Below are 523 nucleotides of genomic sequence, written 5' to 3' on the forward strand. Positions count from 1 at the left end.
ATACCATTGAAAAACCACTTTTATTAGAAGCAAAGCAAAAAGGTTACGGCGATAGGCAAATAGCACATATGCTTGGATGTTTAGAAAGCGAAGTTTATAGCAAAAGAGAAGCACTAAATATAAACAGAGTTTATAAACTTGTTGATACGTGTGCCGCTGAGTTTGAAGCCAAAACACCATATTACTATTCTACATTTGAAAGTGATATGCAAACAGCCAATGGCGAGCGTTTTTCGCATAACGAAAGTGTTGTAACTGATAAAAAGAAAATAATAGTTTTAGGCTCAGGACCAAACCGTATTGGGCAAGGTATTGAATTTGATTATTGTTGTGTACATGGGGTTTTAGCAGCTGCTGAATGTGGTTATGAAACTATAATGATTAACTGTAATCCTGAAACAGTTTCTACAGATTTTGATACAGCCGATAAGTTATATTTTGAACCTGTTTTTTGGGAGCATATTTATGACATAATTAAGCATGAAAAACCAGAAGGTGTTATTGTGCAATTAGGTGGGCAAAC

Annotated in this window: 1 protein-coding gene; it reads left to right on the forward strand. The window is 34.8% G+C overall.

The window, feature by feature from the left end; genetic code table 11:
* Nucleotides 1–523 (forward strand): carbamoyl phosphate synthase preATP-grasp domain-containing protein (locus tag FUA24_RS11130; protein WP_449441430.1); only part of this gene is annotated, 523 nt, incomplete at both ends.

The organism is Seonamhaeicola marinus, assembly GCF_008085455.1.